Here is an 8,869-nt window from a genome sequence, read left to right as displayed (position 1 = left end):
GCCCACCCGTACAGCCAAGCCCTGCTGTCGGCCGCACCCACCGCCGACCCGCGCGAGGAGCGCCGTCGCGAACGCATCATCCTCGCCGGCGACGTGCCCAGCCCGATCGACCCGCCCAGTGGGTGCCGGTTCCGGACGCGCTGCTGGAAGGCTCAGGACATCTGCGCCATCGACGAGCCCGCCCTGGTCGACCGCGGCAACGGCCATCCGGTGGCCTGCCACTTCGCCGAGGTGAATCCCGTGGTCGGGACGGTCGAGGTGCGCTCGCCCGCCTCCTGACGCCGGTTCCCGCCATCGGTGTGGGATCGGCGCGACGACGATGGGGTGGCGGTGCTGCTCTGGCGACACCGCATCCACCTCGTTCTCGCAGCGATCCCATGTCGATGGCGACCAAGGACAGCGATCTCACACTGCGGTCGCAATGAGCACCGTTGCGCACCGCGACGCGCCGATGCCGCACCCGGAAGGCCGTGTGTGTCACGCGGCGTGGGCGGCGGCGATCTGACACTGATCGGCCGCGGACGGCAGCTATCCCACACGGTGACCGCGACGGGTACTGGGACGCACCAGCTCGAGCGGCGAGGCGGGCAGCCCGTCGGGCGCACCGTAGGATGGGGTGTCATCTCCGCACACCCCCAGGAACGAGACCTTCGCATGTCCGTGCGCAGCCGCGACGACCTCCGCAACGTCGCCATCGTCGCCCACGTCGACCACGGCAAGACCACCCTGGTCGACGCGCTGCTGTGGCAGTCCGGCGCGTTCCGGGCCAACCAGGACGTGGCCGACCGGGTCATGGACTCCGGTGACCTGGAGCGGGAGAAGGGCATCACCATCCTGGCCAAGAACACCGCGGTGCGGTGGGGCGACAGCACCATCAACATCATCGACACACCCGGGCACGCCGACTTCGGCGGCGAGGTCGAGCGCGGGCTGTCCATGGTCGACGGTGTCGTGCTGCTGGTGGACGCGTCGGAGGGCCCGCTGCCGCAGACGCGGTTCGTGCTGCGCAAGGCGCTGCAGGGCCGGCTGCCCATCGTTGTCGTCGTGAACAAGACCGACCGGCCGGACGCGCGCATCGCCGAGGTGGTCGACGAGACGTACGAGCTGTTCCTCGACCTGCTGGACGACACCTCCGACCAGGGCGCGCTGGACTTCCCGATCGTCTACGCGTGCGCCCGGGACGGCAAGGCCTCGCTGGTGCGGCCGGCCGACGGTGCGGCGCCGGACTCCGCCGACCTGCGACCGCTGGTCGAGACGATTTTCGAGACCATCCCGGCGCCCACCTACACCGAGGGTGCGCCGCTGCAGGCGCACGTCACCAACCTCGACGCGTCGCCGTTCCTCGGCCGACTGGCGCTGTGCCGGGTGCGCGAAGGCGAGATCGTGAAGGGCAGCCAGGTCGCATGGTGTCGCAAGGACGGCAGCATCGAGCGGGTCAAGATCACCGAGCTGCTCGTGACGGAGGCGCTGGAGCGGGTGCCGGGCGAGAAGGCGGGCCCGGGCGACATCATCGCCGTCGCCGGCATCCCCGAGATCACCATCGGCGAGACCCTCGCCGATGTCGACGACCCGCGGCCGCTGCCGCTCATCACCGTCGACGAGCCGGCGCTGTCCATGACCATCGGCGCCAACACGTCGCCGCTGGCCGGCCGATCCGGCGGGTCGAAGGTTACCGCCCGGCTGGTCAAGGACCGCCTGGAGACCGAGCTGATCGGCAACGTGTCGCTGCGCGTGCTGCCCACCGAGCGACCGGACGCGTGGGAGGTGCAGGGCCGCGGCGAGCTGGCCCTGGCCGTCCTCGTCGAGACCATGCGCCGCGAGGGCTACGAGCTGACCGTCGGCAAGCCGCAGGTGGTCACCCGCGAGATCGACGGCAAGGTGCGCGAGCCGTTCGAGCGGCTGACCGTCGACTGCCCGGAGGAGTACCTCGGCGCCGTCACCCAGCTGCTCGCCGTCCGCAAGGGCCGCATGGAGCACATGACCAACCACGGCACCGGCTGGATCCGGATGGAGTTCGTGGTGCCGGCGCGCGGCCTCATCGGTTTCCGCACCGACTTCCTCACCGAGACCCGCGGCACCGGCCTGGCCCATCACGTGTTCGAGAGCTACGAGCCGTGGGCCGGCGACCTGCGGACCCGTCCGACGGGATCGCTCGTGGCCGACCGCTCCGGCGTGGCCACCTCGTACGCGATGTTCAACCTGCAGGAGCGCGGCACCCTGTTCGTCGAGCCGACCACCCAGGTGTACGAGGGCATGATCGTCGGTGAGAACTCGCGCTCGGACGACATGGACGTCAACATCACCAAGGAGAAGAAGCTCACCAACGTGCGCTCGTCCACCGCCGAGGAGCTGGAACGGCTTATCCCGCCGCGCAAGCTGTCGCTGGAGCAGGCGCTAGAGTTCTGCCGCGACGACGAGTGCGTCGAGGTGACGCCGAAGGCGGTCCGCCTGCGCAAGGTCGAGCTCGACGCGGCCACTCGCGGCCGGGCCGCCGCCCGGCGCAAACACGCCGCCCAGAACGCCGGCTGACAGCCTCGCGCGGGCGCTGCGCCAGCGGTGCGCACGCACCCCCTCCGCCGGGCGCGACGTTCTGTGGATTTTACGGTCATCTGCCCTGGTAGACGTCAGTATCACGGCCATCTGCCGGACAGGTCACATTCTGGTTGCGGAAGCATCATGTCCTGGCGCAAAGGCTTGCCGCAGCCGGGAGCGCCACATAGAAAGAAGGTCGCACCGGACTGATCGTGCCCGATATTCGGGATCCCCGGTGTGGCGACGCATCGACCGGTGTCGTCGTGTGCCCTTACCTCAGGCAGACCCCAGGAGGCATCCATGCGAGTCTCTGCTCGCAAGACTGCGCTGGTCGGTGCCGCGGCGCTGGCGCTCGCGCTCAGTGCATGCGGCGGTGACGACGACGGCGACGACGAAGGCTCGGCCAGCGGCGACGGTGGCGGCTCGGTGACCGTGCGCGGCTGTAACCCCGAGAACCCGCTCATCCCGGTCAACACCAACGAGACTTGTGGCGGCGACGTCCTCGACCAGCTCTTCTCGAAGCTCGTGCGGTACGACACCGAGACCGCCGAGCCGATGAACGAGATCGCCGAGTCGATCGAGTCCGAGGACAACGTGACGTGGACCATCACGTTGAACGACGGCTGGACGTTCCACGACGGGACCCCGATCACCGCGCAGAGCTTCGTCGACGCCTGGAACTACGGCGCCTACGGCCCGAACGGCAACCTGAACTCGTACTTCTTCGAGCCGATCGTGGGCTACGCCGAGGTCGCCGGCACGACCGACGACGCCGGCGCCTACGTCGAGGGCTCGGCCACCGCGGAGACCATGTCCGGTCTCGCGGTCGTGGATGACCTCACGTTCACCGCCACCCTCGTGTCGCCGCAGTCGTCCTTCCCGCTGCGCCTGGGCTACACCGCGTACTCGCCGATGCCCGAGGCCTTCTTCGAGGACCCGGAAGCCTACGGCGAGGCGCCCATCGGCTCCGGCCCGTTCCAGTTCGAGTCGTGGGAACCGAACGTCGAGATCAACCTGACGGCCTACCCGGACTACCAGGGTGAGACGCAGCCGTCGATCGACGAGGTCACGTTCCGCATCTACGAGAACTTCGATGCGGCCTACAACGACCTGCAGGCCGACCAGCTCGACATCATGCCCGAGCTGCCGACCTCGGCGCTGGCGGGCGACGCCTACCAGAACGACCTGGGCGAGCGGTGGCTCGACCGTGCGGTCGGTGTCTTCCAGTCGGTCACCTTCGCTCCTCAGACCGTCGACCCGTCGCTGAGCAACGCGACGCTGCGACAGGCCATCTCGATGGCGATCGACCGCGAGACGATCATCGAGCAGATCTTCTCCGGTACCCGTGAGGCGGCCAGCGGCTGGGTCTCCCCGGTCGTGTCGGGCTTCGAGGCCGGTGCGTGCGGCGAGTTCTGCAACTTCGACCCCGACCAGGCCCGGCAGCTGCTGGACGAGGCCGGCGGCTTCTCCGGTCCGCTGACGCTGTCGTACAACGCCGACGCCGACCACCAGGCGTGGACCGAAGCCGTATGCAACAGCATCAGCCAGGAGCTGGGCATCGAGTGCGTCGCCCAGGGTGTGGTCGACTTCGCCACCTTCCGGTCGCAGATCAACGCCCGCGAGATGACGGGCATGTTCCGCACCGGCTGGCAGATGGACTACCCGTCGGCCGAGAACTTCCTGGTCCCGCTGTACGCCACGGGCGCCTCGTCCAACGACGGCGACTACAGCAACCCGGAGTTCGACGCCGCCGTCGCGGAGGCCGCCACGCTGCAGGGTGAGGAGGCCGAGGCCAAGTACAACGAGGCCGAGGCGATGCTCGCCGAGGACATGGCGTCCATCCCGCTGTGGCACTACCGCATCGTCGCCGGCTGGTCCACCAACGTCGAGAACGTGCAGATCACCCCGTTCGGCACGATCGACCTGCTGAGTGTGACCACCACCAGCTGACGGTTCGGGCGGCCGGCCCGCCGACGCGATGTCGGCGGGCCGGCCGTGTTCCGTCCGCTGGAACTCCCGACGACTTGAGCTCGACGCGGTTCGCCGTACAGTGGGGTCCGGCGCGCCGCCGATCGGGTAAGGAAGGGCCATGGGTCGCTACGTCATTCGGCGCCTGCTGCAGATGGTGCCGGTGATCCTCGGAACCACGTTTTTGATCTATGTGCTGGTCTGGTCGCTGCCGGGCGACCCATTCGCCGCGAAGTGCGGCGACCGGCCATGTCCGCCGGCCTACATCGAGCGGATGACCAACGAGTACAACCTCGACGATCCGTTGTTCATCCAGTACTTCAAGTACATGGCGAACCTCGTCACCGGCGACTTCGGCCAGACGTTCTCCGGCGTGGACATCGCCGACGAGCTCATCAGCCGGTATCCGACCACCGCTCAGCTGGCGCTGATCGCGATCGGGGTCGAGATCCTCATCGGCATCACCGCCGGTGTGCTGGCCGCGCTGCGCCGCGGCGGCTTCGTCGACAACCTCGTGCTGGTCAGCACGCTGATCGTGGTATCCATTCCGGTCTTCGTCATCGGCTTGCTGGCGCAGATCACGTTCGGGGTCCAGCTGGGCTGGTTCCCCGTCACCTCCGACGGCACGTTCTACTCCCTGCTGATGCCGGGCTTCGTGCTGGGCAGTCTGTCGCTTGCGTTCGTCGCTCGGCTGATGCGCACGAACCTGGTCGAGAACCTGCGGGCCGACTACGTCCGCACGGCGACGGCCAAGGGCTTGCCGCGCAAGCGGGTCATCGGCGTCCACGCGCTGCGCAACTCGCTGATCCCCGTGATCACTTTCATCGGCGCCGACTTCGGCGCCCTCCTGGGCGGCGCCATCGTCACCGAGGGCATCTTCAACGTCCCCGGCGTCGGCAACATGATCTTCCGCGGCATCAACCAGCACGAAGGCGCGACGGTGACCGCGGCGGTGACGGTCCTCGTGCTGGTGTTCCTGCTCGTGAACCTGCTCGTCGACCTCCTGTACGCGGTGCTCGACCCGAGGATTCGCTATGACTAGCCCACTCACCCCCGCCGGCTCCACCTCGGCCCCGGGCGGCGTTCCGCTGCCCGAGGAGGAGCTGGACACCGAGCGGCACGGTGCGGCACCGGGGGCCGGCGACCGGCCTCGCTCGCTCGCCAGCGACGCCTGGCGCGACCTGCGCCGCAGCCCGATCTTCCTGATCTCCGCGGTCATCATCGCGGTGCTGGTGCTGATGGCCGCGGTGCCGAGCCTGTTCACCAACGCCGAACCGGACCAGTGCAACCTGCAGCTGTCCCGGCAGGGCCCGAGCGGCAGCGCGTGGTTCGGCTACGACCTGCAGGGATGCGACGTGTACGCCCGCACGGTCTACGGCGCCCGGGCCTCCATCCTGGTCGGTGTGTTCACGACCATCGGGGTGGCGGTCCTCGGCAGCATCGTCGGCATGCTGGCCGGCTACTACGGCCGGTGGGCCGACACGCTGCTGTCGCGGCTCACCGACATCTTCTTCGGCATCCCGCTGCTGCTCGGCGCCATCATCGTGCTGGCGACGTTCCCGTCCGACGTCGGCACGCCGTCCTGGCAGACCATCGGCAAGGTGGTGCTGGCGCTGAGCATCCTCGGGTGGACCAGCGTGGCGCGCATCATGCGTTCGACGGTCATCCAGGTGAAGCACGCCGACTACGTCCAGGCCGCGAAGGCGCTGGGCGGTGGTTCCCGGCGCATCCTGCTGAGCCACATCCTGCCCAACGCGGTGGCGCCGGTCATCGTGTACTCCACGATCGTGCTGGGTGTGTTCGTCGCGCTGGAGGCGACGCTGTCGTTCCTGGGTATCGGGCTGCAGGCGCCGGTCATCTCGTGGGGCATCGCCATCGACCAGGCACAGACGTACGTCCGGCAGTCCCCGCATATGCTGTTGTTCCCGAGCGCATTCCTGTCGGTGACGGTGCTGGCGTTCATCATGCTCGGCGACGCGGTCCGCGACGCGTTCGATCCCAAGCTGCGCTGAGCCGAGTAGTTCGAGGAGGGCGAAGAGTGGCGACCACCGAAGCCGAGACCACGCCACGGCCGGGTGCGGCCGGGTCCACTCCGTTGCTGGAGGTCGACGACCTCCACGTGGAGTTCCGTACCCGCGACGGCGTGGCCAAGGCCGTCAACGGGGTGTCATACACCCTCCACGAGGGTGAGACGCTGGCCGTGCTCGGCGAGTCCGGCTCCGGCAAGAGCGTCACGGCACAGGCCATCATGGGCATCCTCGACACGCCGCCCGGGTTCGTCACCGGTGGCGAGGTGCGCTTCCGCGGCCAGGACCTGCTGACCCTGCCGGACGAGGAGCGCCGCGCCTATCGTGGGCGCAGCATCTCGATGATCTTCCAGGACGCGTTGTCCGCCCTGAACCCGGTGTTCCCGGTGGGCTGGCAGATCGCCGAGATGTTCCGGGTGCACGAGGGCCTGTCCAAGAAGGACGCTCGCAAGCGCGCCGTCGAGCTGATGGAGCAGGTGCGCATCCCGGCCGCGCGCGAGCGGGTGAACGACTATCCACACCAGTTCTCCGGCGGCATGCGCCAGCGCATCATGATCGCCATGTCCATCGCACTCGACCCGGACGTGCTCATCGCCGACGAGCCGACGACGGCGCTGGACGTCACCGTCCAGGCACAGATCATGCAGCTGCTCAGCGACCTGCAGCGCGAGCGGAACATGGGCCTCATCCTGATCACCCACGACCTCGGCGTCGTCGCCGACGTGGCGGACAAGATCGAGGTCATGTACTCCGGCCGCATCATGGAGCAGGCGCCGGTGCTGGACATCTACGCCACGCCGGCGCACCCGTACACCAAAGGGCTGCTCGAGTCGATCCCGCGGGTCGACCTCAAGGGCCAGGAGCTGTCGGCCATCAAGGGCCTGCCGCCCAACCTGACCAACATCCCGGCCGGTTGCGAGTTCCGCCCGCGGTGCCCCTACGCGCAGCAGATCTGCCAGGACAGCCGTCCGCCGCTGATCGAGGTCGTCCCCGGCCGGTTCAGCGCCTGTCACTTCGCCCAGGAGGTGCTCGAGGGTGACATCCAACCCGCCTAGCAGTGAGGTTGTCCCCGCAGGGGCATGGCAGGCCGGCGGCGAGTTGGGGCCGGAGGTCTCCGCGAACGGCCGGCGCGTCGCGGCATCGGAGCTGGATGAACAGGTGGTACTTGGATGACCCGACAAGATGAAGTTGTGCTGGATGTCCAGGACCTCGTCAAGCACTTCCCGCTGACCACCGGCATCGTCCTCAAACGCCAGGTCGGTGCGGTGAAGGCGGTCGACGGTGTCTCGCTGCAGCTGCACAAGGGCGAGACCCTCGGGATCGTCGGCGAGTCCGGCTGCGGCAAGTCCACCCTGGCCAAGCTGCTGATGCGGCTGGAAGAGCCGACCAGCGGGCAGGCGCTGTACAAGGGCCGCAACATCTACGACCTGCAGGGCAAGGCGCTGCGTGAGCTGCGCCGGAACATCCAGATCGTTTTCCAGGACCCGTACTCCTCGCTCAACCCTCGCATGACGGTCGGCGACATCGTCGGTGAGCCGTTCGACATCCACCCCGAGGTGGCACCGCGCGGCGAGCGTCGTCGGCGCGTGCAGGAGCTGTTGGAGGTCGTCGGCCTCAGCCCTGAACACATCAACCGTTACCCGCACCAGTTCTCCGGCGGCCAGCGCCAGCGCATCGGCATCGCCCGCGGCCTCGCGCTGCGCCCTGAGATCATCATCTGCGACGAGCCCGTGTCGGCGCTGGACGTCTCGGTCCAGGCGCAGGTGGTGAACCTTCTGGAGAGCCTGCAGGACGAGTTCGGGCTGTCCTACATCTTCATCGCACACGACCTGTCAGTGGTGCGGCACATCTCCGATCGGGTCGCGGTCATGTACCTGGGCCGGATCGCCGAGATCGGCTCAGACACGGAGATCTACGAGAAGCCCACCCACCCGTACACGCAGGCGCTGCTGTCCGCGGTGCCGGTGCCGGACCCGTCCGTGCGCGGCCAGCGGCAGCAGATCATCCTCACCGGCGACGTGCCGAGCCCGGCCAACCCGCCATCGGGATGCCGGTTCCGCACCCGGTGCTGGAAGGCCACTGACAAGTGTGCCGAGGAGGTGCCGGAGCTCGTGGTCCGGCCCGGCAGCGACCACCCGTCGGCCTGCCACTATGCCGCCGTGCGCGAGGACGTCGTCGTCCACCACTGATCGGTGGTGCGGCGCGTGCGGTGAGCCGTCGACCGCGTTGACCTTGAGTAACTGCAGCTTTCCGGCCCGGAATGTCCGGTTGATTCCGCGAGATCTCCAAGATCGACGCGGATGACGCGGCTCAAGGGCGGTTCGACCGGGCGGGCTATGGGC

Annotated in this window: 7 protein-coding genes; all 7 read left to right on the top strand. The window is 68.5% G+C overall.

Annotation, left to right across the window (positions count from 1 at the left end):
* A partial coding sequence (locus E1269_RS31555) for an oligopeptide/dipeptide ABC transporter ATP-binding protein (RefSeq protein WP_338033606.1) occupies positions 1-279 on the top strand: 279 nt, incomplete at its 5' end.
* Between the two features lie 375 nt (positions 280-654).
* A complete protein-coding gene (gene typA / locus E1269_RS31550; RefSeq protein WP_131902146.1) occupies positions 655-2,529 on the top strand; it encodes a translational GTPase TypA in 1,875 nt (624 codons plus the stop codon).
* Positions 2,530-2,832: 303 nt separating this feature from the next.
* Complete coding sequence (locus E1269_RS31545) at positions 2,833-4,482, top strand: peptide ABC transporter substrate-binding protein (protein WP_131902144.1); 1,650 nt, start codon at positions 2,833-2,835, stop codon at positions 4,480-4,482.
* Between the two features lie 139 nt (positions 4,483-4,621).
* A complete protein-coding gene (locus E1269_RS31540; RefSeq protein ID WP_131902142.1) occupies positions 4,622-5,542 on the top strand; it encodes an ABC transporter permease in 921 nt (306 codons plus the stop codon).
* Positions 5,535-6,512: an ABC transporter permease gene (locus E1269_RS31535; RefSeq protein WP_131902140.1), complete on the top strand. Its 978-nt coding sequence runs from the start codon at positions 5,535-5,537 to the stop codon at positions 6,510-6,512. Before E1269_RS31540 ends, E1269_RS31535 begins: the two co-directional genes overlap by 8 nt.
* 26 nt (positions 6,513-6,538) lie before the next feature.
* A complete protein-coding gene (locus E1269_RS31530) occupies positions 6,539-7,582 on the top strand; it encodes an ABC transporter ATP-binding protein (protein WP_131902138.1) in 1,044 nt (347 codons plus the stop codon).
* 114 nt (positions 7,583-7,696) lie between these two features.
* The gene (locus E1269_RS31525; RefSeq protein WP_131902136.1) at positions 7,697-8,716 is read left to right on the top strand and encodes an ABC transporter ATP-binding protein; all 1,020 of its coding nucleotides are present in this window, start codon (positions 7,697-7,699) and stop codon (positions 8,714-8,716) included.
* Positions 8,717-8,869 lie beyond the last annotated feature (153 nt).

The sequence above is a fragment of the Jiangella asiatica genome (assembly GCF_004349065.1).
Taxonomy (GTDB): Bacteria; Actinomycetota; Actinomycetes; order Jiangellales; family Jiangellaceae; genus Jiangella; species Jiangella asiatica.
Note: the sequence above shows the minus strand (reverse complement) of the source record. Positions and strands in the feature narration are given on the sequence as shown.